Raw genomic sequence first — 26,001 nt, forward strand, 5'->3', positions numbered from 1 at the left:
GCGATCGACCGGGCTCAACCCGCGCGGCGGCAGGCGTAGACGAGCTTTTCGTTGGGGAGCGGGGGCAGCGCGGCGCGCTGCGCGGATTGCTGTTGGACCAGGCGTTCGGTGGCGACCGGATCGACGGTGCAGCGCTGGCCGACGGTCTTCGCACTCAGGCTGCGCAGCGCCTGCATCGCCTGCGCGCCGAGCATGTAGCGCGTGACCGTCAGGCGGCGGGTGACGGGATCGAACACGCGCGACGACACGGTCTGTTCGTCGTCGGGGACGGTGAGGCGCTGCCACGCGTCGCCGGTGGCGAGATATTGGGTGCGACCGTCGGCGCAGCCGCTCTTGCCCCAGTCGAGCGTCACGTCGTCGGTCGACGAGACGGTGACGCGGCTGGCGTCGGCCTGCAACGTGCAGACGAGCTTGCCGAGCGGTGCGTTGGGTACTGCCTGGCGTGCGGCAACGGGGACGGGCGGCAGATCGGCGCGCGCCGAGGGGCGCAGGATGAAGGTCGCGATGCCCGCCGCCATCGTCGCGGCCCCGATCCCCGCGGCCCAGAGCGCGGCGCGGCGGCGGCCCTTTGCGTCGAGCAGGCCGGCGCCGCCCAGCCCCATTGCGCCGAAGACCAGCAACAGGCCGGCGATGCCCATGACATTCTCGCGCCGCGCCTGTGCGGCCTCGCGCGCGGTGGCCAGCGCTTCCTCGCGGCCCATCGCGGCGCGGGTCGCTGCTTCGCGGGCGCTGGTGAGCGCGTCGGCGCGGGCGCGGGCGTCGGCCTCGCTATCCTGCCGCAGCCGCTCCTCGATCGAGGTGCAGGGCGCGCCGGTGGTGGCGAAGGGCTGTTTGGCGGTGCGCAGGAAGGCGGCAAGCTCGGTATCGGCGATGGCGAAGCCGAATGAGCTGTCGCCCTCTTCGCCGCGGGTAATCGCCGAGTTGATGCCGATCACCCGGCCGCAGCGATCGAGCAGCGGCCCGCCCGAATTGCCGCGCGCGATGCTGGCGGTGTGGAGCAGCACCTCGGTGCCGGTGAGGTTGCGCCGGCCGGAGAACACCCCCTCCGACCGCACCGGCGAGGTGGGGCGGATATAGTCGGCCGCGGATTTCGCCGTCGCGAGGTCGACGTTGCCGGGATAGCCCAGAGCGACCACCGCATCGCCTTCGCCGATCGGCCCGGTGTAGAGCGTCGCCGGCGGCAGGCTGGCGCCGGTGAATTCGATCAGCGCGAGGTCGGCGCGCGCGTCATAGGCGATGACGCGGCCCTGGTAGCTCTTGTCGCCTTCGGACGGCACGACGCCGACGACGACATTGTCGGGATAGCGTTCGGCGAGGTCGACGACGTGCGCGTTGGTGACGACGCGATTGGGCGCCACCGCGACGCCGCTGCCATGGCCGAAGCCGACCACCTGCCCATCGACCACCGCGATGGTGACGACGCGCACCACACCGCGCGCGGTGGCGCCGATATCGTCGGCGCGCGCCGGCTGGGTCCAGGCGAGGAGCAGCAGCAGGGCGAGAAACAGGCGGCGCATGCCCCGGTCTCGAAGGCTAGCCACGCCACGCTGTCAAGCCTTGTACGGGCGGACGGGATGGATCGGGCGGGATGAAGGCTGTGTTCGCGCAGAGGCGCGGAGACCGCAGAGGTGTTGCGCCCGCTGCCCGCGCGGCCCATCCCGAACACGCGCCGAAGGAGGCGCGCGTGGCCGCGCGACGGACACCTCCGCGTCCTCAGCGCCTCTGCGCGACCACAGCCTTCGCCAGCCTTTGCGATGTCTTCCCGGCACACCGGCCCGCGGCGCATCGTGGTTAGGAAAATGTCAAACCTTGCCCCCTACCCCTCTCGGCAGGACCATATTGGAATTGGGTATGAGCGCGTTCGGGCGTCGGAACGGAATGGGTGGCGGACAGCCGGCGAGGCCGGCGTTCGGCGTCGCGCGCCCGATGCAAAGCAGCGGCGTGGCGCCGCGGCCGGCGGAGGACACGCCGCCGGGCAGCCAGTTCCCGCCGATCGAATCGGCTTTGCTCGCGCCCGAGGATCCGCTCGCCCCCGCGCCGCCCGCCGGCACCGTCGATGCGATGGCGCGGCTGACCGAGCGACAGAATGCCAGTGGCGATGCGGGCAGCAGCCGCAACGAGGGCTTCGAAGCCTCGATCCACAAGATCAAGGAACAGGTGCTGCCGCGCCTGCTGGAACGCGTCGATCCGGAAGCCGCGGCGACGTTGAGCAAGGACGAGCTCGCCGAGGAATTCCGCCCGATCATCGGCGAAGTGCTCGCCGAGCTGAAGCTGACGCTGAACCGGCGCGAACAGTTCGCGCTGGAAAAGGTGCTGGTCGACGAGCTGCTCGGCCTGGGGCCGCTCGAGGAGCTGCTCGCCGACGCCGCCGTCACCGACATCATGGTCAACGGCCCCGACCAAACGTACGTCGAGCGCAAGGGCAAGCTGGAGCTGGCGCAGATCCAGTTCCGCGACGAGGAGCATCTGTTCCAGATCGCGCAGCGCATCGTCAATTCGGTCGGCCGCCGCGTCGACCAGACGACGCCACTCGCCGACGCCCGCCTGAAGGACGGCAGCCGCGTCAACGTGATCGTGCCGCCGCTGTCGCTGCGCGGCACCGCCATCTCGATCCGTAAATTCTCCGCCAAACCGATCACGCTCGACATGATGGCCGGGTTCGGCAGCATGAGCCCCAAGATGGCGACCGCGCTGAAGATCGCGGGCGCCAGCCGGTTCAACGTCGTCATTTCGGGCGGTACGGGTTCGGGCAAGACGACGATGCTGAACGCGCTGTCGAAGATGATCGACCCGGGCGAGCGCGTGCTGACGATCGAGGACGCGGCCGAATTGCGGCTGCAGCAGCCGCACTGGCTCCCGCTCGAAACCCGACCCGCGAACCTGGAGGGTCAGGGCGAGATCAGCATCCGCGACCTCGTGAAGAACGCGCTACGTATGCGCCCCGACCGCATCATCCTGGGCGAAATTCGCGGGTCCGAGTGTTTCGACATGCTCGCCGCGATGAACACCGGCCACGACGGATCGATGTGTACGCTCCACTCCAACTCCCCGCGCGAGGCGCTGGCGCGTATGGAAAACATGGTGATGATGTCGGACATCAAGGTGCCCAAGGAGGCGATCAGCCGCCAGATCGCCGACAGCGTCGACATGATCATCCAGGTCAAGCGCCTGCGCGACGGCAGCCGCCGCGTCACCAACGTCACCGAAGTGATCGGCATGGAAGGGCCGGTGATCGTGACGCAGGAATTGTTCAAGTTCGAGTATCTGGACGAAAGCGCCGACGGCAAGATCATCGGCGAATATCGCTCGATGGGCCTGCGCCCCTATACGCTCGACAAGGCGAAGCAGTTCGGCTTCGACCAGGCGTTCCTCGAAGCCTGTCTGTAAGGCGGGGGCCGGGCGGATGACCGCGGCGATTCACGCGCGTGACATGGCGACGACGCGGGACGCGGCGATTCGCGGGCCGGGCCTGTACGCGGCGATCGAACGGGTCGTCCTCGCGCGGCCGCTCGCCTGGCTGATGCTGATCGGTGCGGTGTTGCGCGTCTGGGCGGCACTGACCCCCGGCTTCCATCACCCCGACGCGATCTATCAATATCTGGAGCCCGCGCATCGCCTGCTGACCGGCGAGGGCGTCATCACCTGGGAATGGCGGACCGGCATCCGCAGCTGGATGCTGCCCGCCTTGCTAGCCATCCCGCTGGGAATCGGCGAAGCGATCGATCCCAACGGCCTGTTGCCGATGATCCTGCCCCGCTTTGCCACCGCGGCGGCATCGCTCGGCATCATCTGGGCGGCGTGGGATATCGGGCGACGACATAGCGCGACCACCGGGGTGCTTGCCGGCGTCGTCGCGGCGACCTGGTTCGAAATCGTCTTCTTCGCCGCCGAAACGCTGGCGGAGCCGATCGCGGTCGCGGCCTTCCTGCCCGCCGTCGCGCTGCTGACCGCAAGGCATGCCGGGCCGCGCCGCATCGCCGCGGCGGGCGCCTTGTTCGCCTTCGCCGCGCTCGCCCGGCCGCATTACGCGCCCGCTGCGGCGGTGCTGGTGCTGGTGGAATGGCGGCGCGACCTGTTCGACGGCAAGCGCTGGGCGGTGTTGCTCACGGGAGCGCTCGCGGTCGCCGCCGCCAGCGCGATCGTCGACGCCGCACGCGGACTGATGCCGTTCGCCTGGATCCTGGGCAATTTTGAACAGAATATCGTCCACAACGTCTCCGCGCGCTACGGCACCTTCCCGGCGCTGTCCTATGTCGCGTGGTTCATGGAAGTGTGGTCGTGGTGGATGGTGCCGGCGGTGGTCGGCATCCTGTACGGCTGGCGGCAGGCGCCCGGACTGCTCGCCGCGGCGGCGGTGACCCTGGTGATCCACAGCCTGATCCCGCACAAGGAATATCGGTTCATCTTCCTCGCCTTTACCGTGCTGGTGATCCTGGCCGCGCTTGGCTGGGGCGAGATCATCGCACTGGCCCGTGCGCGGCTATCGCAGGGGCAGGCGCGCGCGGTGACGGTCGGCGTCTTCGCGGCTTTCGCGCTCGCCTCGATCGGCCTGGCGCAGGGCAAGCTCGCGCCCAATCAGCTATCGCCCAACGCGGACGGCTGGCGGACCTTCGCCCATCTGCGCGCCGATCCGGCGGTGTGCGGCGTCGCGCTGGTCAAGCCCGCCAGCTTCGCCGTGCTACCGGGTGCGGTCGCGCTGCGCCGGGGCACGCCGATCAGCATGTTCTGGACGGGCGATTCCGCCGATCCCGCCGACCGCCCCATGGCGAATGCGCTGGCGCATCAGGCGGGGTTCAACCGCATCGTTACCGCGACCCAGGGCACGCTGCGCGTTCCCGCCGGCTGGCGCGTCGACCATTGCGAGCAAAGCTGGAACATCCGGATGTGCGTGCTGGCGCGCAGCGGCGGCTGCTCGGGGGCAAGCGAATCTCCCTTCCTCATTAACCGCGCGATGGCCCGCACGGGTTTATAGGTCGGTTCGGGCGCGCTAGGGTGTGCCCAATGCGCGTCCTCCTACCGTTCGCCCTGCTGCTGCTCGCCGCGGCACCCCCGCCTGCGGGACGCGAGGGCGTCGCGACGCTGGCCGCGGATACCGATGCGCGCTGGGTGCCGTTCGACCTGACACCGGGCAACCAGATCCGCTTCACGCTGACGCTCGACGGGGCGCCGTTGACCGCGATCCTCGACACGGGGGTGAGCTATTCGGTGCTTGCGCGTGCCGCCGCCGACCCGGCGCGGGTGCAGAGCGACGGGCAGGCGACCGCGATCGGCGGGGCCGGCAGCGGCGCGGTCGCGGTTGGGTGGCAGCCGACGCGGACACTGACGATCGGCGGGCTGACGCGCACCGGCGGCGGCGTCACCGTCGCCGACCTGCCGGCGCTGGCGACGGGCAGCGCCAAAGCGGTCGACATGCTGATCGGGCGCGACGCGATCGGCGGGCAGGCGCTCGACATCGACTATGCAAACCACCGGTTTCGCCTGCTCCCCTCCGGCCGGCTGCCGTTCGTCGGCGCGCTGGCGCCGCTGACGATCTCGCCCGCGCGCCATGTCTACGAAAGTCAGGTCAGGATCGGGCGCCGTACGCTATCGCCGGTGATCGTCGATACCGGCGATGGATCGGCGCTGACGCTGTCGGACAGCGCGGCGAAGCGCGCGGGCGTGACGCGGCTGCCGAGCACCACCACCGTCTCGTTCGGTCTCGCCGGGGAGACGGTGAGCACGCTGACGATCGTGCCGATGATCACGATCGGCGAACAGGCGATCCGCAGCGTCGAGACGCGGATCGAGCCCGCGAACGGCTTTTCGGAGACGATCGGCGTCGCCGGGCGGATCGGATCGGGGCTGCTACAGAATTATCGCGTGCTGCTCGATCCCGCCGCGGGGCGCATGGTGTTGAAGCCCGGGCCGGACGCGAACCGGCCGCCGCTGCGATCGACCAGCGGGCTGCTCGTCGGGCTGGAGCGGGACCGGCTGAAGGTGCTGCACGTCATGCGCGGCGGCCCCGCGGCGACGGCGGGGTGGCAGGTCGGCGACCTCATCTGCCGGATCGACGGCCAGCCGATCGGTGCGGACTATCCGACGAGCGCGCTCGCCAAATGGTCGATCGGCACGCCGGGCACGATCGTGCGGCTGGGCCTGTGCGACGGCACCGTCCGGTCGCTGACGCTGAAGCGCTTCTATTGAGCGGGGTGCTCGCATCGATCCTGATGCTGCTGGCAGCGATCGGCGGCACCGATGCGGCGTTGAGCAGCGTCGATCGTCCGGCAGCTGTCGCGGCCACTCCCTTGCGCTTCACGGGGTATGTCGTCGACCAGGCAGGGGTGCTCATCCCGCAGCAGCGGCAGCGGTTGACGCAACAGCTGAGCCGGTTTCAGCGGGAAACCGCGCACCAAATGGTCGTCGTGACGGTGAACAGTCTGAACGGCGACGATGTGGCCCGCTTTACCGACCGGCTGGGGAACCGGTGGGGTGTCGGCCGAAGGGGAATCAACGACGGCATCGTTCTATTGGTGGCGCCGAATGACAGACGGGCGAGAATATCGGTCGGCTCGGGATTGACCCGGCGGCTGCCCGACGCCGTGTGCCAGCACGTCATGGACCAGGTCATGATTCCGGCCTTCAAGGCAGGCCAGATCGGGTTTGGGATCGAGCGCGGTGTCGCAGCACAGCTCGGGCGACTGTCCTTTCCGGGCAACGCCACCCGCTGACCGTCGCGCGACGCGGCGAGTGCGAGCCGGCACGCCCGTCTGGCGCGCCGCAGTTATAACCAGCCCCCGTTGCCTCACTTCACCGGCTGGTGGCCACTGAACGTCACGTTGGTTTTCAGTTCGCCCGATTTGCCCATCATCGATCCCGTCATCGCCATCGCGAAGGATTCGGGGACGATGCCGATGCCCGGCGCGGCGACATAGCGGCTGCTGCTGTCGATCCGCTTGACCGAGGCGACCAGCATCATGCGGAACCCCTTGGTCGAGGTGAAACGCACGCGTTCGACGAAGGGGGTGGCGCTTTTGGTGTTGACCAGCACGTCGGCGGCCGTGTCGGCGGAGGCGTCGTGGTTGCCGATCTTCAACTCGCCTGCGGGCAGGCGATCGAAGTGATAGGCGGCATAGCCCGCCGGCGCCTCGACCCGGCGCGCCGGCGTGCCGAACCAGTCGGCGAGATCGCCGTAGGAGCCGGGCTTCTTCTTGCCCTCGCGCGCCTTGGCGATGTCCTTGGCGGTGGGGGCCTTGCCGTCGACGCTGACCAGCGTCCAGCGCTCGGCGGCGGGGCGGCGGGGGTCGTAGCGTTCGACGATCGTGCGCCGCGCCTGCCCGGTCGTCTCGACGACGATCGTCTGCTGGAAGGCGAAGGCGGTGGCGCGCGCCGCCTGCATGCCCGCGAGCAATCGCGATTGCAGTTCGTCGGCATGGGCAGGCACAGCGAACAGGACGGCCGCCGCGGCGGTCGGGATCAGCAGATGGCGCACGGATGTCGCTCCCCGGAAGACGGCGGGGAGATAGGCCCGCGATGGCCGCAAGCGTAAGCCATTGAAGGCAGGACGCAACGGGATTTTGAGGAGGTGCGCTTCACCCTTTTGGCCGTTCGTCCTGAGCCTGTCGAAGGATGGGTCGCCACACGCGCGGCGCGGCGGTGGACGCCTGCCCTTCGATAGGCTCAGGGCGAACGGGGGGATGGCGCGACAGACTGGCTGGTCGCTGCCCCGGCCCTCAGCGCGTATGCAGCCCGACGCTCACCAGCAGGATCGTCGCGAGCAGCGCCGCCATCTGCACCGTGCGCCAGTCGACGAAGCCGACGCGATCGGGATCGTGGCGCAGGCGCCGCCGCCGATCCGCGAACGCCGCGACGAGGGCGACGCACAGGCTGGCGCCCGCGCTCCAGAACATCACCGGCACGGGCGCGCGCCGTCAGCCGAGCTTTTCGACCTTGTCCTGCAACCGCGTCAGCTCCGCCTTCAGCGCGGCGATCTCGTCATCCTTGCTGGCGGGCGCGGCGGGCGCAGGCGCGGCGGCGGGCGCCATCGCAGGTGCGACGCCGAACGCCTGGGTCGCGGCCTCGAACATCTGCATGTTGCGCTTGGCGATTTCGGCGAAAGGCGAATGAGCGAACGCGCCCTCGACCGCCGATTTGAACTGTTCCTGGTTGCGGCGGAAGCTGTCCATCGACGCCTCCAGATAGCCCGGCACCATCGACTGCATCGAATCGCCGTACATGGCGATCAGCTGGCGCAGGAAGCTGACGGGCAGCATCGTCTGCCCGCGGCTTTCCTCCTCCATGATGATCTGCGTCAGCACGTTGTGCGTGATATCGTCGTCGGTCTTGGCATCGACGACCTTGAAGTCGCGGCCTTCGCGGGTCATCGTCGCGAGATGATCGAGCGTGATGTAGGACGAGGTCTCGGTATTGTAGAGCCGCCGGTTGGCGTATTTCTTGATGATGACGACGCCGTCGCCCGGCTGTTGCTTCTTCATACGCGTCCCCTGCCCGTTCCGGTGTTATGCCCGTGATCGAACCGCATGCTACGCCTCAATTTTCCGCACCGCAACACGGTCCGCGGCCGTTGCCCCTGTTCCTCGACATGCTGCGCAGCGAAACTGCAGCATATCCCGAGCGGATGGCTGCCGCGCTCGCCGGGCTGACCGCCTATCAGCAGGCGCCCCGCCCCCCTGCCCCGCCGCCGATGCCGGCGCTGGCCACGGCGGGACGGGCGGCGTTGCGCTATTATGGCGGGCGGGGGCGGATGGTGGTGTGCGTGCCGTCGCTGATCAATCCGCCCGCAATTCTCGATCTCGGCGCGGTATCGCTGGTGCGCTGGCTGGCGGCACAGGGCTTTCGCGTCGCGCTGGTCGACTGGGGCGCGCCGACGCCGGCGGACCGGGACATGGACATGTCCGGCCATGTCGAATCGCTGCTGCTGCCGCTGATCGAGCAGCTCGATGCGCCGCCGGTGCTGGTCGGATACTGCCTGGGCGGCACGATGGCGACCGCGGCGGCGGCGGGTACGACCGTGGCCGGCCTCGCGACGATCGCGGCGCCGTGGCGGTTCGATGGCTATGGCGCGGCGCGGGGCGGGATGCGCGAGCTGTGGCAAGCGGCGCTGCCGACCGCAGAGGCGCTGGGCGTGCTGCCGATGGAGGTGCTGCAGGCGGGATTCTGGCGGCTCGACCCGGCGCGCACGATCACGAAATATGAGGCGTTCGGGCGGATGGCGCCCGACAGCGAGGCGGCGCGCGCCTTCGTCCGGCTGGAGGATTGGGCGAATGCCGGCGAGCCGCTCCCCCTCGCCTGCGCGCGCGATCTGTTCGATCGCTTCATCACCGCCGATGCGCCGGGACAAGGGCAATGGACGATCCGTGGGCACAGCGTGATCCCTGAGGCGCTCGCCTGCCCGACGGTGGAGTTCGTCTCCACCACCGACCGGATCGTCCCCGCCGCCACCGCCGCAGGGCTCGCCGATCATCGCGAGCTGGCGCTGGGCCATGTCGGCATGATCGTCGGCGGGCGCGCTCGCGCATCGCTATGGCAGCCGCTTGCCGACTGGATCGCGGCCCTGCCCGCCGCTAGATAGGCGGCGCACAAGGAGATCATCATGACCGAGATCGTCATCACCGCCGCCAAGCGCACCCCCGTCGGCAGCTTCCTGGGCGCGTTCGCCGCCACCCCGGCCCACGAGCTGGGCCGCGTCGCGATCGAGGCCGCGCTGGAACAGGCCGGCGTCAAGGGCGAAGAGGTGTCGGAGGTGATCCTGGGCCAGGTGCTCACCGCGGCGCAAGGGCAGAACCCGGCGCGCCAGGCATCGATGGCGGCCGGCATCCCCAAGGAAGTGCCCGCCTGGGGCGTCAACCAGGTGTGTGGATCGGGCCTGCGCGCGGTGGCGCTCGCGTGCCAGGCCATCCAGACCGGCGATGCGTCGATCGTCGTCGCCGGCGGGCAGGAAAGCATGTCGCTCAGCCCGCACGCACAGACGATGCGCGGCGGCACCAAGATGGGCAACGTCAGCCTGGTCGACACGATGGTGAACGACGGCCTGACCGACGTGTTCAACGGCTATCACATGGGCATCACGGCGGAAAATCTCGCCGAGCAATATCAGGTGACGCGCGGCGAGCAGGACAGCTTCTCGGTCGCCAGCCAGAACAAGGCGGAGGCGGCGCGCGGGTCTGGCCGGTTCAAGGACGAGATCGCGCCCGTCACGATCAAGGGCCGCAAGGGCGACACCGTCGTCGCCGACGATGAATATATCCGCGCCGGCGCGACGATCGACAGCGTCAGCGGCGTGCGCCCGGCATTCAAGAAGGACGGCACCGTCACCGCCGCCAACGCCAGCGGCCTGAACGACGGCGCCGCCGCGCTGGTGCTGATGAGCCGCGAGGAAGCCGAGAAGCGCGGTACCCCCGTGCTGGCGACGATCAAGAGCTGGGCGAGCGCGGGCGTCGACCCGTCGGTGATGGGCATCGGCCCAGTGCCGGCGTCCAAGAAGGCGCTGGAAAAGGCGGGCTGGACCGTCGCCGACCTCGACCTGATCGAGGCGAACGAGGCGTTTGCGGCGCAGGCGCTGTCGGTGTGCAAGGAACTGGGCCTCGACCCCGACAAGACCAACGTCAACGGCGGCGCGATCGCCATCGGCCACCCGATCGGCGCCAGCGGCGCCCGCGTGCTGACCACGCTGCTGTACGAAATGCAGAAGCGCGACGCGAAGAAGGGCCTGGCGACGCTGTGCATCGGCGGCGGCATGGGGATCGCGATGTGTGTGGAGCGGTGATCGAGAGCATTGTCACCATACGGCAGCATAGCTGCACCAATGTTGCGTGCCAGTCACATCATGACGTGAAAATGTAGTTTTTTGTTGCCGATGGGCGATCGATCGTTGCGGTCGCCGTCATCTGATGTTCACAATGGGCCCCTGGGATAAGCACGAACACGTGCTCTTCAACAGGGGACCATGCATGAATATCCGTACCTTGCTGGCGGCGTCGGCGCTCGCCGGCACTTTGGCAGCCTATCCTTCCGTAGCAGCCGCGCAGGCTGGTAAGACCGATACCCCCGTTCAGTCCGGCGCCGATGCGCAAGCCAATGCGGCGACCGACCCGACGAGTGAACAGACCGAAACGTCTCGGGACGGCGAGATCGTCGTAACCGGTTCGCGTCTCGCTCGACCCAATCTCGATTCGCCTGCGCCCGTCACCTCGGTCACGTCCGAGTTGCTCACCTCGACCGGCAACCTGTCGATCGGTGACGCACTCAACCAGCTTCCGGCATTGCGCACGACGTACAGCCAAGCCAATTCGACGCGTTTCATCGGCACGGCCGGTCTTAACCTGCTCGATTTGCGTGGTCTCGGGACGCAGCGCACGCTGGTGCTGGTCAACGGCCGCCGCCACGTGACGTCGCAGCCGGGCAGCTTCGTCGTCGACACCAACACGATCCCGACCGATCTGCTCGAGCGCGTCGACGTTCAGACCGGCGGTAGCTCGGCCGTCTACGGTTCGGACGCGATGGCCGGCGTGGTGAACTTTGTCATGAAGCGCGACTTCGAGGGAATTCGCGCTACCGGGCAAGGCGGCATTTCGTCCCACGGCACGCGCGGATCCTATTTCGGCGCGCTGACCGTCGGCAAGAACTTTGCCGACGGCCGCGGCAACATTGCTGCGGCTGCCGAATATTCGCGCTCCAACGTAGTCTATTACACCGACCGCGACGACATCACCGGCGCCTATTCGGGCCGCAGTCAGTTCAATGCGACGCAGAACACTGGACCGCAGCTCAACCCCAATGGCGGCGCCATCCGCACCGGGCCGGAATCCTCCTTGGGCGACGGCATTCCTGACACCAGCTTCCTCCGTAACGTGCGCAACAACACGATTTCGGAAGGCGGTCTGTTCACAGCCACCTGCCCGACCGTGGCTGCCACCGGTGAATCCGCTGCCGCCTTCGCGGCACGGCGTGGCGTAGCCTGTTCGGGACTTGCCAACGTGGGCAGCACGAACACCCTCAGCCAGTACGGCCGCACCTTCGTGTTCAACCCGGATGGTTCGCTGACTGCGAACAACTGCATCACGGATCTGCGTCCTTTCGGTTCGGGAAATTGCGTCGGCGGACAGGGTTCGACGCTGCGGCTCACCGGCATGCTTCAGCCCAAGCTGGAACGTTACTCGGCCAATATCCTGGCCCATTATGACTTCTCGGACGCTTTCAAGCCGTTCGTGGAAGCAAAGTACGTCCGTATCGACGCGTTGCAGGAAGGTCAGCCGACCTTCGCCAACAACACGTTCAGCATCAACAACCCGTACCTCACCGATCAGGCCCGCGCGACGCTGGTGTCGGCACTGGCACCGGGGGCGACCACGTTCACCGCTCAGCGCTTCAACGTCGATTTCGGCGGCCGCGGTGAGGTTCATCGCCGTGAGACCTTCCGGATCGTTGGCGGCGTCGAGGGAGACTTCGGCCAAGGCTGGCATTACGAAGTGTCGGCGAACTACGGCCGTCTTGACACCTTCTACAAGACGAACGGCAACTACGTTACGCAGAAGTACGCGAATTCGATCAATGCTGTGCGCAATGCAGCAGGCCAGATCGTCTGCGGAATCAATGCAGACGCGATCACCACAAACGACGATCCGAGCTGCGTGCCCGTCAACCTGTTCGGCCAGGGACAGGTCAGCCAAGCGGCGTTGAATTATTTTTCGGTGACCTCGACGCGTAAGCAGAAGGCCGAAGAATTCGACCTCGTCGGTTTCGTCAACGGCAAATTGTTCAAGCTGCCGGGCGGTGACGTGACCTTCTCGATCGGTGGCGAATACCGCCGTGAGACGGCATTCTCGAAGTATGACGACCTGACCGCCAGCGGCGCGACGTTCCTTAACTCGATCCCGACGTTCGCACCGCCAGCGTATGACATCAAGGAAGCGTTCGGCGAACTCAGCATTCCGCTCTTGGCCGACCGACCGTTCTTCCACGAACTGACGCTGAGCGGCGCGGCGCGCGTGTCGCACTACAATATCGGCAATGCCGGTACGCCGTGGACGTACAACCTCAACGCGGTCTGGGCACCGATCCGCGACATCACCTTCCGCGGCAGCTACGCCCGGTCGGTGCGTGCGCCGTCGCTGATCGAACTGTACAATTCGAATTCGCAGACCTTCGCCAATGGTCTTGCCGATCCGTGCAGCCAGGCGAACATCAACAACAACCCAAATCGCGTAAAGAATTGCGCGGCGGCCGGCGTTCCGACCACTCAGACGTTCAACGGCACGACCGAGCCGTTCACGAATAACGCCGCTTCGGGCATCTCGGGCTTCAACCGGGGCAACCCGAATCTGAACGCCGAAAAGAGCCGCAGCTTCACCGCTGGCGTTATCCTGCAGCCGCAGGCGCTCCGCGGCTTCTCGCTGACGCTCGATTACTACAATATCACGATCAAGGACGCGATCTTCTCGCTGGCAGCGCAGACGATCGTGAACCAGTGCTACGACAACCCGAGCGGCATCAACAATCCGTTCTGCGCGGCGGTCTTCCGCAACCCCAACGGCACGTTCCAGGGTCAGCAGAACGTCGTTCACGGTGGTTCGACGGTGTCGTTCCCGATCACGGGTCCGGCGTTCTTCTCGCAGGGCTTCAACTACGCGAAGCTGGAAACGTCCGGGTTCGACCTCGACATGTCGTACCGGACCCGGATCAGCGACACCGGCACGCTGTCGCTACGCCTGCTCGCCAGCTATGTGGCGCAGAATAACGCCTACACCGACGTCACCGATCCGACCTACCGCGACCGCCAGAAGGGTGAGCTCGGCTATGCCGCATGGCGTGGCCAGTTCGTCGGGAACCTCGACTTCAAGACGTTCGATATCCAGTATCGCGTCCGGTACGAAGGCAAGTCGACGATCGGCGAATGGGAAACGCAGCACGCGTATGACGGACGTCCGGCACGCAATCCGGATGCTTACCCGGTCGTTTTCTACCCGGAAGCGTTCTATCACTCGATCCAGTTGGGCTTCAACGCAACCGAGCGTTTCCGCTTCTACGTCGGCGTCGACAACATCACCGACAAGAAGCCCCCGTATGACCTGCTGGGCGTTGCCAGCGGCGACCCGTACGATAACATCGGCCGTTTCTTCTATTCGGGGTTCAAGGCGAACTTCTGATCATTTAGAAATGGAAAACAGTTGGGCCGCTTCTTCGGAAGCGGCCTTTTTTTTGTCAGCCCCACACCCGCCCATACCGGCGGCCCAGCCCGGTCAGCAGCTCGTACTGCGATAGGCCGCCCTGCGCCGCCACATCCGGCAGCGCGAAATCGATCGCCAGCCAGTCGCCCTCCGCCACGTCCGGCGCGGCCGTCACGTCTACCGCCAGCAGATCCATCGAGACGCGGCCGATGACCGGCAGAGTGCCGCCCTGTGCGCTGCCGCGGTCGGAGAAGGCGCGGAGGTAGCCGTCGGCGTAGCCGAGGTTGAGGATGGCAACCTCGGTCTCGCGGGCGGCGGTCCAGGTGGCATTGTAGCCGACGGTGTCGCCGGCGGCGACGGTGCGGCGCTGGAGGATCTGCGCTTCGGGCCGGACGACCTGGCGGATCAGGCCCGCGAAGTCGGACCGCGGGATGCCGCCGTAGAGCGCTATGCCGGGGCGCGTCAGGTCGAAGGCATAATCGGCGCCGAGCGCGATGCCGGCGGAATTGGCGAGGCTCATCCGCCGCGCGCCCGTCGCCCCGCGCAGGGCGGCAAAGGCGGCGAGCTGGCGCGCGTTCATCACGCTATCCTCATCGGCGCAAGCGAGGTGGCTCATCAGCGTGTCGATGGCGAGGCCGTCGAGCAGGCCGGTCCGCACCGCGTGCGGTGACACGCCGAGGCGGTTCATGCCGGTATCGACCATCACGTCGCACGCACCGCCGCCCGCCGCCCGCCAGCGCGCAACCTGCGCGTCGGTGTTGAGCACGGGCCGCGCGATGCCGGTCAGCGCGATCGCCATGTCCTCGTCGCGCACGCCATGCAGCACCGACAGCGGGAGCCGCAGCGGGGCGAGCCGTTCGGCCTCTGCCCAGGTGGCGACGAAGAAGTCGCGGCAGCCTGCCTCGCGGAGGTGCGATGCGACCTCGGTCGCGCCCAGGCCATAGCCGTTCGCCTTGAGCGCTGCGCCGCAGGCCGCGCGGCCGCTCATCCGGTCGAGCGTGCGCCAATTGTCGGCGAGGGCGGCGGGGTCGAGGCGGAGGCGGAGGGGAGCGGTCACGCGCCAGCGCATAATCGCGCACGCCCGTTGCGTCGATGCCTCAGGGCCGACGGTCAGCGGACAATGCGGCCGATCGGCACCATCACGCGACTGCCGGGCAGGCTGGCGACGGTGACGTCGAACACCTCGGCGATGCGCGCGGCGGTGAGGGTGCAACTGGCTGGTCCGGCGGCGACGATGCCGCCATCGCGCAGCAGGATGACGTCGTCGGCGATGCGCGCGGCCTGCGCGAGATCGTGGAGGACGAGCACGACGCCACGGCCGGCGACGGCGATGCCGCACAGCCGATCGAGGATGTCGATCTGGTGCGCGGGATCGAGGCTGGCGAGCGGTTCGTCGGCGAGCAGCCAGTCGGGTTCGCCGGCGAGGACGCGGGCGAGCAGGACGCGCGCCCGCTCGCCGCCCGACAGATCGGCGATAGGGCGGTCGGCAAGGTCGGTGGCATGGGTCGTGGCGAGCCCAGCGTCGATGGCGGCGCGGTCTTCGGGCGACGGGCCGGCGAAAGGTGCGCGATGCGGCACGCGGCCGAGCGCCACGACGTCGCGCGCGGGGACGTTCCAATGAACCGCAGCCTCCTGCGGCAGATAGCCGATGCGGCGCGCGCGCTGGCGGGGGGCGAGCGCGGCGAGCGGCGCGCCCTCCAGCGTCACATTGCCCGCGGCCGGGGTGACGAGGCCGGCGAGCGCCTTCAGCAGCGTGCTCTTGCCCGCGCCATTGGGGCCGAGGATGACGGTGACGCGGCCGCGCCGGATGGTCGCGTCGACATCGTACAACACCCGGCGCGGCCCGAGATCGACCGAGAGGCGGTTCGCGATCAGATCCATGCCCGCCCCCGATGCCGCAGCAGCAGGCCGAGGAAGAAGGGCGCGCCGATCAGCGCCATGGCGACGCCGAGCCGTACTTCGCCCGCACCCGGCGCCAGGCGGCACAGGCTGTCGGCGACCAGCACCAGCGCCGCGCCGCCGAGGCCGCTCGGCAGCAGCAGCGCGGACGGGCGGTGGCCGAAGACGGGGCGGAGCAGGTGCGGCACGACGAGCCCGACGAAACCGATCACGCCGGTCGCCGCGACGCCTGCCCCAACGCCGAGGCCGATGCCGAGCACGACCAGCGCCTGGACACGGCCGAGCCGGATGCCGAGCGAACGGGCCGCCCCCTCCCCCAGCGTCAGCGCGTCGAGCGCGGGGCCGGCCGCCGCGAGCAGGATCGTGCTGACGATCAGGAAGGGCGCGGCGCGGGCGAGGTCGGCGAGGCCGCGGTCGGTGAGGGCGCCCATCAGCCAGTCGAGCACGCCTGCCACCGCATAGGGGTTTGGCGCGATCGAAATGAGGAAGGCGGTGAGTGCACCCGCAAGGCTCGACAGGACCGTGCCGGCGAGAATGAAGGCGACCGGGTCCGCGTTGCGCCAGGTGAGCGCGACGAGCAGCAGCATCGACGCCACCGCCGCGCTCATCGCCGCGGCGAAGATGCCGAGGCTGGACGCACCGGCATAAAGAATCGCCGCGACCGCGCCGAAGGCGGCGGACGACGACACGCCGATCACGGCGGGGTCGGCGAGCGGGTTGCGCAGGAAGCCCTGCAGCACCGCCCCCGACACGCCGAGCATCGCGCCGAGCAGCAGACCGAGCAGCGCGCGCGGCAGGCGCAGTTCGAGGAAGATGGCGGTGGCGGCGTCGCTGCCCCAGGGCAGCCACTGCTTGCCGGCGACCAGCGACAGCGCGAAGCCGGCGACGACGAGCGCGGCAAGGCCTGTGAGGCGGAGCCCGCGGCTCATGACAGCAGCTGCGCGCGGATCGCCCACAGGCGGCGCAGCGCGGGGACGATGGTGGGGCCACCGCAATTCATCAGATGTCGGGGAAAGCGCACCTCCGCGACCTGCGCGCCGCTGCGGGCGAGGATGCGGCGGCGCAACTCGGCCGTGCGGCCGTCGCCGTCGCTGAGGATCAGCGCGGGCGGGTGCGCGACGATGGTTTCGATCGGCAGCGTACCGGTGAAGGCGAGGCCATAATCCGCGGCGGCGTTGCGCAGGCCGGCGCGGGTCATCAAATCGTCGAGCAGCGTGCCGCCGCCATTGGCGAGGTCGCCCGAGATATAGAGCAACGCGGCGGGCTTTGCGCCGGTCGCGGGTGGGATCGCGCTCTGCATCGCGCGGACCATCGCCTGCCCACGCGCGGGAACGCCGGCGGCGGTGGCGATCTGCATCACCTGTGCTTCGCTGGCGGCGATCGTGGCGGGGGAATCGAGGGTGAGCACCTTCAGCCCGGCGCGGTCATAGGCGGCGCGCGTCGCGGCGGGGGCGAAGGTGTCGGTGACGACGAGGTCGGGGTGGCGCGCGATCACCTCTTCGGCGGTGCCGGCGGTCGCGGGATAGCGGCGCGCGAGGGCGAGCGGCATCGAGGTCGCGGCCGGATCGTGCGAATAATGGCTGACCGCGGCGAGACGATCGGGCGCGATCTGCGCCAGGATCGCGTCGGCGCAAGGGTTGGTGGAGACGATGCCGCCCTGGTGTGGCGGGGGAGCGCAGGCGGTTAGGGTGAGGGCTGCGCTCAGCCAGACACCTGCCGTCACCCCGGACTTGGTCCGGGGTCCACCGGGCCGCGAGGGGGTGGCCTGAGCCTCTTGCCGTCCCCCTAGCCGCAGAGTGGACCCCGGAACTAGTCCGGGGTGACGGAGAATGTGAGGCACCCGATCGGCGAACCCCCGCCACGGCGCAGTGCCACTAGTGAATATCAGGGCGGCGACTCGCCCCACCCACCCCGTCATCCCCGCGCAGGCGGGGATCCAGACTGGCTGGCCTTGCGGCGCTTGCGAGACGGTAGCGGGTCTGGATTCCCGCCTGCGCGGGAATGACGGAAGGAAGGTAAGCACAGACGACAGCAGGCGACGACCCTCACCCTTCCGGCGCTGCGCGCCTCCCTCCCTCTCCCATCGGGAGAGGGAAGAGGCGGCAACACCGGCCAAGGGTGAGGGCATCCGCATCAGTCCAGCTTCACGCGCACGCCGCCATAGGCTGCGCGGCCGTAGGTGCCGTATTCGGCCACCGTCTGGTAGCGGGCGTCGGTGACGTTATCGATGCGGCCGTAGATCGACAGGCGGTCGCCGATCGGCAGTTCGGCGCGGACGCTGGCCAGCGCATAGCCGTCGACGCGCACGCGGCTGCCGTAGCTGTCACTGTCGAAGCTATCGCCGACGATCTGCACGGTGCCACCGATACCCAGGCCGAACGGCAGGCGATAGTCGACGACGAACGCCGCGGTTTCCTTGGGCCGGCGCAGCAGATCGGTGCGGAAGGCGGTGCCGGGCGTGCGGTTTTCCGCATCGATGTACGACACGTTCGCCGAGACGGTCAGCGCATCGACCGGACGCAGGCCGATCGCGAACTCCACGCCCTCGGCATGGGTGCGCTGGATGTTGTCGTAGACGCCGAACGGGCGGTTGACGCAGATCGAGCCGCTGGTTGTCTGCTCGGCGCCCGAACAGCCGCGGAAGCTGATCTGGTTGCGCGTGTCGCGGTTAAAATAGGTCGCCGAGACGCGGGCGCGGCCGTCGAGCAGCGCCTGTTCGATGCCGGCATCCCAGTTGCGCGCGGTTTCCGGATCGAGGCGCGTGTTCCCGTACGGGCTGTAGAGCTGGTACAGCGTCGGCGCCTTGAAGCCCTCGCCATAGCTCGCCCGCAGCGTCGTGCCGGTGCGCAGCGCCAGCGCGGCGTCGGCGCCGAAGGTGGTGTGGTTGCCGAACGTCTCATGATCGTCGTTGCGGATGCCGCCGGTGAAGGTCAGCGCGTCGAACGGCTTCACGATCGCTTCGCCATAGACGCTGGTGATGCCGACCGAGCGGCGCAGGCTCGAATCACGATAGCGGCTGTCTTCATGCTCGACGCCGGCAACGATGCGGACCTGATCGATCGGCTGGTAATCGCCCTGATATTCGTAGCGTTCCGAGCGGCCGCGGAACGGCGACGGCGTGGCGCCGGGCTTGGCATAGGTGTCGCGGTTGATGTCGGCGATGGTGAAGGCGACGCGGTTGCGGAACGTGCCGAAATTGGCGTGCAGGCCGGCATAGCCGTACAGCTCGTTCGCGGTCGAGAAGCTGGGGTCGTCGGCGAGGATATAGTTCGGCGCAGGATAGCCGTCGGTCTGCGTCTTGCTGTCGGCCCAATAGCCGCGCAGGTCGAGGCCGATGCCGTCGGTGAAGTCGACGCCCAGGCGGCCGGTCGCGCCATATTGGCGATAGCCGTCACGCTCGGTGCCGTTGGCCGCGGCCGAGATGCCGTCGCTGCGCAGATAGCCGCCGGTCAACGCGCCCGAGATCGCACCGCTGCGACCCGAGATGCCGCCCTGCGCAAACACGCTGTCGGCATAGCCATATTCGGCGCTGGCGCGCGCCTTCAGCCGCTCGGTCGGTTCTTCGGTGATGACGTTGACGACGCCGCCGATCGCCTGGCTGCCCCAGGGGACCGAATTGGGGCCGCGCAGCACTTCGATGCGCTGGACGCTGGCCGACAGCAGGTTCGCGAAGTCGAAGCCGCCGCCGGGCGACGAGGGATCGTTGACGCGTATGCCGTCGATCACGACCAACGTCTGTTCCGCCTCGGCGCCGCGCAGGCGCACGCCAGTGAAGCCGCCCAGGCTGCCGTTGCGCGTCACGGTGACGCCGGGGGTGGTCGACAGCAGATCGGCGACCGACACGGTCTGGCGGCGATCGATCTCGTCGCGGGTGATGACGGTCACGGCCTGGCCGACTTCGGCCGCAGGCTGGGCGACGCGGGTCGCGGTGACGACGATGTCGTCGCTGTTGGCAGGATCAGCGGTCGGCGCGATTTGCGCGGCGGCGGGCGCGGCGAGCAGCAGGCCGACCGTCAACAGCGACGGACGGACAACGGAAACAGATAGGCGAACAGTCATTGGGCACACCCCTTATGACCGCACGCGACGGATCGCGCGCGGCGGCCTTTTTGACCGCGCGCGACCATTCGCGCACGGCGGATGTCGCTCGCATCGAGGGGGTTCCCTCGTCCGCCCGGCACACCCCGTCCGCGCGAAGGATCGACGGCGAAAGGTAGGTCTCCTGGCTTCCGGGTCGTCGCCTGTGTCCCCGCCTTCCCAAATCCGTCGCGGACCCAGTGGCTCGATGGGGACCGGCTCGCCGGTCACAGTTGCGGGGGCAGCGCCGGATCCGCGCCTCCCGTTGCGCATCCCGGCTTCCCTTTTGACCCCGTCTCCGGGGACCTTTCACGGCCGCGCCCTTACGGTCAGACGGGCCGAGGCGTCAATGCCGCGCCGCCGCGGTGTCGGCGTCGGGGCAACTTCATTGATCCAGGTTGATGTGCCGGAACGGGTCAGCACGCGATCGGTTGGCCGGAGCGAAGGAGTGCCCCATGACCGATTACCCCACCCCGCCCTATCCCGAACAGCAGCAGGCGATCCCCGGCCGTACTGACGACATGGACCCGCGCCCCGACCATGGTGAGTCGAGCTACAAGGGCTCCGGGCGCCTTGCCGGCAAGAAGACGATCGTCACCGGCGGCGACAGCGGCATCGGCCGCGCGGTTGCCCTGGCCTTTGCGCGCGAAGGCGCCGACGTGCTGATCGCCTATCTCGATGAACATGACGATGCCGAGGCGGCCAAGGCGCTGGTCGAGGCGGAGGGGCAGCAGGCGGTACTGGTCGCGGGCGACCTGTCGCAGCCTGATCAGTGCCGCACCGTGATCGCCAAGGCGGTGGAGGCGTTCGGCCGCATCGACGTGCTGGTCAACAATGCCGCGCAGCAGCGCAGCTTCGAGACGCTGGAAGATATCGCCGACGAGGAATGGCAGCTGACCTTCGCCACCAACATCCATGCCATGTTTTATCTGTCGAAGGCCGCGGTCGCGCACATGGGCGAAGGCGCGTCGATCATCAACACGACGTCGATCAACGCGCAGGACCCGAACCAGCAATTGCTCGCCTATGCGACGACGAAGGGTGCGATCTACAATTTCACATCCGGGCTGGGGCAGATGCTCGCGGAGCGGAAGATTCGCGTGAATGCGGTCGCGCCGGGGCCGGTGTGGACGCCGCTGATCCCGTCGACGATGCCGCCCGAAGCCGTGAAGACGTTCGGCGAGAACACGCCGCTCGGCCGCGCCGCGCAACCGGCGGAGCTGGCGCCCGCCTATGTGCTGCTGGCGAGCGATGAATCGAGCTATATCACCGGCGCGACGATTCCGGTGACGGGCGGGCGGGCGTTTTTGTAAACGCTGCCCATTCACCCCACCCCCGTTCGCCCTGAGCCTGTCGAAGGGCGCGTTGCCACAGGCGACGGCGCGCATGTGGCACCCCGTGCTTCGACACGCTCAGCACGAACGGGTGTTGGGGAATGGGTAGCGACACCCGAACAATCGGTCATTGTCCGCAGCGTCGTGCCACCCTACAATTAGTCAGACATTATCTTCGATACGAGGCACATCCATGATCGACGGCGCCCTGCTGATCGGCGGCGACACTCGCCAGGCCGAGACCCGTTTCACCGCGGTCAACCCTGCGACCGGCGAGACGCTGATCCCCGATTTCTCGTCGGCGGGTGCCGATGCAGTGGCGGAGGCGTGTGCGCTGGCCGATGCCGCCTTCCCCGCCTTTGCCGCGACCGATCCCGAGACGCGTGCGGCGTTCCTCGAGCGGATCGCCGACAATATCGTGGGACTCGGCGATGACCTGATCGTGCGCGCGATGGCGGAAAGCGGCCTGCCGCGCATGCGGCTGGAGGGCGAGCGCGGGCGGACCGTCGGCCAGCTGAAGCTGTTCGCGGGCGTGGTGCGCCAGGGCGACTTCCTCGACGCGACGATCGATCCCGCCATGCCGGATCGTGCGCCGCTGCCGCGCCCCGACCTGCGCCGCGTCAATGTCGCGATCGGGCCGGTCGCGGTGTTCGGCGCATCGAACTTCCCGCTCGCCTTCTCGGTCGCAGGCGGCGACACCGCCTCGGCGCTCGCTGCGGGCTGTCCGGTGGTGGTGAAGGGCCATCCGGCGCACCCGGGCACCGGCGAGCTGGTCGCACGGGCGATCGCCCGAGCGGTGAAGGACAGCGGCCTGCCCGCGGGCGTCTTCTCGTACCTGCCCGGCGAGACGAACGAACTGGGGGCTGCGCTGGTGCGCGATCCACGTATCCAGGCGGTGGGCTTCACCGGATCGCGTGGCGGGGGCCTCGCGCTGGTCCGCATCGCCGCCGAGCGCGAAGAGCCGATCCCGGTCTATGCCGAAATGTCGAGCATCAACCCGGTCGTACTGTTCCCCGCCGCGCTCGCCGCGCGGGGCGAGGCGCTGGGCAAGGAATTCGTCGCGTCGCTGACAATGGGCGCGGGCCAATTCTGCACCAACCCCGGTCTGGTGCTGGCGATCGACGGCCCCGATCTCGATGCGTTCATCGCCTCCGCCGCGACGGCGATGACCGACGCGGCACCGGCGACGATGCTGACGCCGGGTATCCATGCGAGCTTCGAACAGGGCGTCGATGCGCTTGCCGGCCATGATGCAGTGAAGACCGTCGCGCGCGGCAAGGTGGGCGATGGCGTCAACCAGGCGGTCGGCGCGATCTTCGACACGACGGCTGAGGCGTTCCTCGCCGACCGCGCGCTGAGCCATGAGGTATTCGGATCGTCGTCGGTCGTCGTGCGCTGCCGCGACATGGCGGAGATCGCGCGCGTCATCGCCGGGCTGGAAGGCCAGCTGACCGCGACGCTGCAGATGGATGCCGCCGACGAGGCCGATGCCGCGCGGCTCGTACCGGTGATCGCGCGCCGTGTGGGTCGCATCCTCGCTAACGGCTGGCCGACGGGTGTCGAGGTCGCGCCGGCGATGGTGCATGGCGGGCCCTTCCCCGCGACGAGCGACGGGCGCACGACGTCGGTCGGTACGCTCGCCATCGCGCGCTATCTGCGGCCGGTGTGTTTCCAGAACCTCAGCGGCGCGCTGCTGCCGGCGGCGCTGGACGACGCTAATCCCTGGGGCATCGCACGGCGGCTGGACGGCAAGCGTGAGGCGAGCCCGCGGTAAGGGTTGCTCCCCTTCCGTCACCCCGGACTTGGTCCGGGGTCCACTCCGCGGCGAGGGGGTTGGTTTGAGCCTCTTGCCATCCCCCGGCGGCCCGGTGGACCCCGGAACAAGTCCGGGGTGACGGGGTGGGTGGGGCGGCCGTCATTCCCCCACCTGTCGTCATCCCTGCGGAGGCGGGAATGACGGCGGTGGTGGAGGCAAAGGTCTTTGACCAAACGCTTTTCCGGCTGGAGCCTTGACGCGCACTCGATTAGCCTCCCCACAACATCAGGAGAGGCCGCATGTGCGACGAAATCACCGAAGCCGATAACGCCACCCATCTCACCCGCCGCCAATTGGGCGCCTCTGCCGGTGCGGTGGGCATGGCGGCGCTGCTGCCGACCTCGGCCGACGCCAAACCCGTGAAGGGCCGCGACGTCACGATCACGACGCCCGACGGGCAGTGCGACGCCTATTTCACCGCGCCGGCCAGCGGCAAGCATCCCGGCGTGCTGATGTGGCCCGACATCATGGGGCTGCGGCCGGCGTTCCGGCAGATGGCGGACCGGCTGGCGGGCGAAGGCTATGCGGTGCTGGTCGTCAATCAATTCTACCGGTCGACCAAGTCGCCGATCGTCCAGCCCGGCGAATCGTTCGACCAGCCCGCGGTGCGCGACAAGATCATGCCGTGGCGTGCGGCGCTCACCGCGGATGCGGTGACGCGCGACGGGACGACCTTCGTCGCCTTCCTCGACAAGCAGAAGGAGGTCGACACCAAGCGGCACATCGGCAGCGCGGGCTATTGCATGGGCGGGCCGATGGTGCTGCGCACCGCCGCCGCGGTGCCGAACCGCGTGCATGCGGGCGCATCCTTCCACGGCGCCGGCCTCGTCAGCGAGGCGGCCGACAGCCCGCACCGGCTGATCCCGAAGCTCGCCGGCGGCTATTTGATCGCGATCGCCAGCAACGACGATGCCCGCAGCCCCAACGACAAGACCGTGCTGCGCGACGCCTTCGCCGCGGCGAAGCGCCCGGCGGAGATCCAGGTCTATGCCGACGCGATGCACGGCTGGTGCGTCATCGACAGCAAGGTCTACAACCAGCCGCAGGCCGAGCGCGCCTGGGGCCGGATGCTCGACCTGTTCCGCAAGCAGCTCTGAAGGAACGCCCGATGCCCGCCGATCTGACACTCTACACCAACCCGATGTCGCGCGGCCGGATCGCGCGCTGGATGCTCGAGGAAACCGGCGCGCCCTACGACGTCGTGCTGCTCGACTACGCGACGACGATGAAGGCCGAACCGTATCGGTCGATCAACCCGATGGCCAAGGTGCCCGCGATCGTCCATCGCGGCCATGTGGTGACCGAAGGCGCGGCGATCTGCGCCTATTGCGCCGACGCCTTTCCGGACGCCGGGCTGGCGCCGACCGACGACGAGCGCGCGGATTATTACCGCTGGCTGTTCTTCGCCGCGGGTCCGGCGGAGCACGCCATCACCAACCGATCGATGGGCGTCGCGCCGACCGCGGAGCAAGAGCGGATGGCGGGATACGGCAATTACGATCGCATGGTCGATGTGCTGGAGCGCGCGGTCGCGGCGCATCCATACATCGCCGGCGATCGGTTCACCGCGGCGGACGTCTATGTCGGGGCGCAGGTGATGTGGGGGCTTCAGTTCGGGTCACTGCCCAAGCGCGCGGCGTTCGAGGAATATGCGGGCCGGTTGGCGAGCCGCGAGGCGCTGGTCCGCGCGGCGGCGCTGGACGATGCGGCGGTCGCAGCGGGGTAAAGCCGTCTGGGATTCGCGTGATGGCCATTTGGTCACGCGAAGACGCTAAGACGCGAAGGGGGCGCGCCTGCCGCACGCGCGGCCGTTTCCGTCACGATCCGATGGGCAGGGTCGAGCGTAGCCCGGAACGCGCCAACGTCGCGTCTTCGCGTCTTTGCGTGACCATAGGAAAAGCCGGCCACCCATAAGGCAGCCGGCTCGTCAGGTCAGCGCGCCGGAGCGGCGGGCGGCGGCGCGGTAGGGGCGCCTGCCGCGGGGGCCGGCGGACGGGCGCCTGCGGGCGGCGGCACCGGGGCGCCGGCGGCGGGCGGAGCGCTCGCTGCACCCGGCGGCGGGGGCGGCGGGGCGACACCGTTCGCGCCGGCAGGCGGCGGCGGCGGTGCGCCGGTCGGACCGGATCCGGCAGGACCAGCGCCGGGCGGTGGCGGCGGGGGCGCACCGGCGGGGCCGGCACCCGGCGGGGGCGGCGGCGGGCCGGCAGGGCCGGCACCCGGAGGCGGGGGCGGCGCGCCGGGGCCGTGCGGCGGGTGCGCCGGGCCGACCGCCTCGACCGCACCATTCGGGCCGACGAGGAACTGCGCCCGCAACTGACCCTGGTCGTAGCGGCCCTGCACCATCACCGGCGCGCCGGTGGTGAGGTTGCTCGCGCCATCGGGTCCGGCGTCGATCATCGCGCGGCCACTGCCGTCCTGCACGACGATGCGGTTGCCGAACACCTCGGCGACGCGGCCCTTCACCGTGACGATGCCGCTGCTCGAGGCGAGCTTGGCGATCGGCGTGGCGACGGTCGGCGCCATTTCAATCGACGGCCGCGTCATCGCCATCGCACCGGCGCCGCCCGCGCTCGCGGCGAGCACCACCACTGCGCCCAGCGCCGCCCATTGGCGATGCTCCAGCGTCAGTTTTTCCTTCATACGCTTCGTGAACCTACCCATCTGTCGTCTCCTTGGGGGTCGATGAGGGGGTTCTACCGATTCGCAGCCGACG

The 26,001-nt window shown here is 68.9% G+C and carries 21 protein-coding genes and 1 riboswitch; of the genes, 11 read left to right on the plus strand and 10 right to left on the minus strand.

Features of this window, described 5'->3' with window-relative positions:
* Nucleotides 1-14: 14 nt before the first annotated feature.
* A complete protein-coding gene (locus tag ACP690_RS04265) occupies nucleotides 15-1,517 on the minus strand; it encodes a S1C family serine protease (protein ID WP_426260253.1) in 1,503 nt (500 codons plus the stop codon).
* A 334-nt stretch (nucleotides 1,518-1,851) separates the two neighbouring features.
* On the opposite strand from ACP690_RS04265, the gene ACP690_RS04270 reads away from it, so the two are divergent.
* From ACP690_RS04270 to ACP690_RS04285, 4 genes are read left to right on the plus strand one after another with little or no spacing between them, the layout of a single operon-like run.
* Complete coding sequence (locus ACP690_RS04270) at nucleotides 1,852-3,387, plus strand: CpaF family protein (protein WP_029720768.1); 1,536 nt, start codon at nucleotides 1,852-1,854, stop codon at nucleotides 3,385-3,387.
* Between the two features lie 16 nt (nucleotides 3,388-3,403).
* Nucleotides 3,404-4,972, plus strand: coding sequence for a hypothetical protein (locus ACP690_RS04275; protein WP_426260254.1), 1,569 nt, complete (start codon nucleotides 3,404-3,406; stop codon nucleotides 4,970-4,972).
* 29 nt (nucleotides 4,973-5,001) lie between these two features.
* The gene (locus ACP690_RS04280; protein ID WP_426260255.1) at nucleotides 5,002-6,183 is read left to right on the plus strand and encodes an aspartyl protease family protein; all 1,182 of its coding nucleotides are present in this window, start codon (nucleotides 5,002-5,004) and stop codon (nucleotides 6,181-6,183) included.
* 5 nt (nucleotides 6,184-6,188) lie between these two features.
* On the plus strand, nucleotides 6,189-6,707 hold the full coding sequence (locus tag ACP690_RS04285) for a TPM domain-containing protein (RefSeq protein WP_426260256.1): 519 nt from the start codon (nucleotides 6,189-6,191) through the stop codon (nucleotides 6,705-6,707).
* A 74-nt stretch (nucleotides 6,708-6,781) separates the two neighbouring features.
* Here the strand turns inward: ACP690_RS04285 and ACP690_RS04290 are convergent, their stop codons facing one another.
* The 3 genes from ACP690_RS04290 to phaR all read right to left on the minus strand — a co-directional run bounded on the left by ACP690_RS04290 (nucleotide 6,782) and on the right by phaR (nucleotide 8,471).
* Nucleotides 6,782-7,468, minus strand: a complete 687-nt coding sequence (locus tag ACP690_RS04290) for a hypothetical protein (RefSeq protein ID WP_426260257.1) — start codon at nucleotides 7,466-7,468, stop codon at nucleotides 6,782-6,784.
* A 241-nt stretch (nucleotides 7,469-7,709) separates the two neighbouring features.
* Nucleotides 7,710-7,895 carry a hypothetical protein gene (locus ACP690_RS04295; RefSeq protein ID WP_043060532.1) on the minus strand — a complete coding sequence of 62 codons (186 nt, stop codon included), beginning with the start codon at nucleotides 7,893-7,895 and terminating at the stop codon, nucleotides 7,710-7,712.
* 12 nt (nucleotides 7,896-7,907) lie between these two features.
* Nucleotides 7,908-8,471: a polyhydroxyalkanoate synthesis repressor PhaR gene (gene phaR / locus ACP690_RS04300; RefSeq protein ID WP_426260258.1), complete on the minus strand. Its 564-nt coding sequence runs from the start codon at nucleotides 8,469-8,471 to the stop codon at nucleotides 7,908-7,910.
* Nucleotides 8,472-8,560: 89 nt separating this feature from the next.
* Here phaR and ACP690_RS04305 point away from each other — a divergent pair, with 89 nt between their 5' ends.
* From ACP690_RS04305 to ACP690_RS04315, 3 genes are all read left to right on the plus strand, one after another.
* A complete protein-coding gene (locus tag ACP690_RS04305) occupies nucleotides 8,561-9,568 on the plus strand; it encodes an alpha/beta fold hydrolase (protein WP_426260259.1) in 1,008 nt (335 codons plus the stop codon).
* A 21-nt stretch (nucleotides 9,569-9,589) separates the two neighbouring features.
* Nucleotides 9,590-10,762, plus strand: a complete 1,173-nt coding sequence (locus tag ACP690_RS04310) for an acetyl-CoA C-acetyltransferase (protein WP_426260260.1) — start codon at nucleotides 9,590-9,592, stop codon at nucleotides 10,760-10,762.
* A gap of 184 nt (nucleotides 10,763-10,946) precedes the next feature.
* The gene (locus ACP690_RS04315) at nucleotides 10,947-14,141 is read left to right on the plus strand and encodes a TonB-dependent receptor domain-containing protein (RefSeq protein ID WP_052814229.1); all 3,195 of its coding nucleotides are present in this window, start codon (nucleotides 10,947-10,949) and stop codon (nucleotides 14,139-14,141) included.
* Nucleotides 14,142-14,196: 55 nt separating this feature from the next.
* On the opposite strand, the gene alr is transcribed toward ACP690_RS04315, so the two are convergent.
* The 5 genes from alr to ACP690_RS04340 all read right to left on the minus strand — a co-directional run bounded on the left by alr (nucleotide 14,197) and on the right by ACP690_RS04340 (nucleotide 20,120).
* Nucleotides 14,197-15,219: an alanine racemase gene (alr, locus tag ACP690_RS04320; protein WP_426260261.1), complete on the minus strand. Its 1,023-nt coding sequence runs from the start codon at nucleotides 15,217-15,219 to the stop codon at nucleotides 14,197-14,199.
* Between the two features lie 53 nt (nucleotides 15,220-15,272).
* Nucleotides 15,273-16,043 (minus strand): ABC transporter ATP-binding protein, encoded by a 771-nt coding sequence (locus tag ACP690_RS04325; RefSeq protein WP_426260262.1) that lies wholly within the window; start codon nucleotides 16,041-16,043, stop codon nucleotides 15,273-15,275.
* On the minus strand, nucleotides 16,034-16,990 hold the full coding sequence (locus tag ACP690_RS04330; RefSeq protein ID WP_426260263.1) for a FecCD family ABC transporter permease: 957 nt from the start codon (nucleotides 16,988-16,990) through the stop codon (nucleotides 16,034-16,036). Before ACP690_RS04330 ends, ACP690_RS04325 begins: the two co-directional genes overlap by 10 nt.
* The gene (locus ACP690_RS04335; protein ID WP_426260264.1) at nucleotides 16,987-17,784 is read right to left on the minus strand and encodes an ABC transporter substrate-binding protein; all 798 of its coding nucleotides are present in this window, start codon (nucleotides 17,782-17,784) and stop codon (nucleotides 16,987-16,989) included. The genes ACP690_RS04330 and ACP690_RS04335 overlap by 4 nt, the downstream gene beginning before the upstream one ends.
* A 410-nt stretch (nucleotides 17,785-18,194) precedes the next feature.
* A complete protein-coding gene (locus tag ACP690_RS04340; RefSeq protein WP_426260265.1) occupies nucleotides 18,195-20,120 on the minus strand; it encodes a TonB-dependent receptor plug domain-containing protein in 1,926 nt (641 codons plus the stop codon).
* Nucleotides 20,121-20,256: 136 nt separating this feature from the next.
* A riboswitch (cobalamin riboswitch) is annotated at nucleotides 20,257-20,463 on the minus strand.
* Nucleotides 20,464-20,593: 130 nt separating this feature from the next.
* Between ACP690_RS04340 and ACP690_RS04345 the strand changes: the two genes are divergently transcribed.
* The 4 genes from ACP690_RS04345 (at nucleotide 20,594) to ACP690_RS04360 (ending at nucleotide 25,014) form a co-directional block, all read left to right on the plus strand.
* Complete coding sequence (locus ACP690_RS04345; protein WP_426260266.1) at nucleotides 20,594-21,451, plus strand: glucose 1-dehydrogenase; 858 nt, start codon at nucleotides 20,594-20,596, stop codon at nucleotides 21,449-21,451.
* A gap of 214 nt (nucleotides 21,452-21,665) precedes the next feature.
* Nucleotides 21,666-23,246, plus strand: coding sequence for an aldehyde dehydrogenase (NADP(+)) (locus tag ACP690_RS04350; RefSeq protein ID WP_426260267.1), 1,581 nt, complete (start codon nucleotides 21,666-21,668; stop codon nucleotides 23,244-23,246).
* Nucleotides 23,247-23,527: 281 nt separating this feature from the next.
* Nucleotides 23,528-24,385, plus strand: a complete 858-nt coding sequence (locus ACP690_RS04355; protein ID WP_426260268.1) for a dienelactone hydrolase family protein — start codon at nucleotides 23,528-23,530, stop codon at nucleotides 24,383-24,385.
* 11 nt (nucleotides 24,386-24,396) lie between these two features.
* A complete protein-coding gene (locus ACP690_RS04360; RefSeq protein ID WP_426260269.1) occupies nucleotides 24,397-25,014 on the plus strand; it encodes a glutathione S-transferase family protein in 618 nt (205 codons plus the stop codon).
* Between the two features lie 206 nt (nucleotides 25,015-25,220).
* Here the strand turns inward: ACP690_RS04360 and ACP690_RS04365 are convergent, their stop codons facing one another.
* On the minus strand, nucleotides 25,221-25,949 hold the full coding sequence (locus tag ACP690_RS04365) for a hypothetical protein (RefSeq protein ID WP_426260270.1): 729 nt from the start codon (nucleotides 25,947-25,949) through the stop codon (nucleotides 25,221-25,223).
* Nucleotides 25,950-26,001 lie beyond the last annotated feature (52 nt).

This window comes from Sphingomonas sp. DC4900, from assembly GCF_049896485.1.
GTDB lineage: Bacteria > Pseudomonadota > Alphaproteobacteria > Sphingomonadales > Sphingomonadaceae > Sphingomonas > Sphingomonas aquatilis.